The 370-nt window shown below is 67.6% G+C and carries 1 protein-coding gene; it reads right to left on the reverse strand.

The genetic code is table 11. From position 1 onward, the window contains the following. Positions 1 to 370 (reverse strand): flagellin (locus tag IE95_RS0118360; RefSeq protein WP_030153704.1); only part of this gene is annotated, 370 nt, incomplete at both ends.

Here is a 370-nt window from a genome sequence, read left to right on the forward strand (position 1 = left end):
TGATGTTGGAGATCGCGTACTCCAGACGGTTCTGCGTCGCACCGAAGTTCGAACGAGCCGTCGACACGGCCTTGAGAGCCGTGTCGATCGTCTCGATCGACGTCCGGGCGTTCGCCGCGGTGTCGACCGTCAGTCCGGTGCCGGGGGCGGTGCCGGCAGCGGCACCCGTGGCGAAGAAGATGCTTCCTGCCGCGTCCCCGAGGATCGTCTCGAGGTCGTTGGCGGCGAGCGCGATCGTGATGGTGTTGCCGCTGCCGGCACCCTCGGCCCCGACCTGGACCGTGAGGTCCGTGGCCGCAGCCGTCAGGAGGTTGATGCCGTTGAAGTTGGTCGAGTCGACGACGCGGGTGAGCTCGTTCGCGAGCTCGTC

Origin of the sequence: Oerskovia turbata, assembly GCF_000718325.1 — a bacterium.
Taxonomy (GTDB): Bacteria; Actinomycetota; Actinomycetes; order Actinomycetales; family Cellulomonadaceae; genus Oerskovia; species Oerskovia turbata.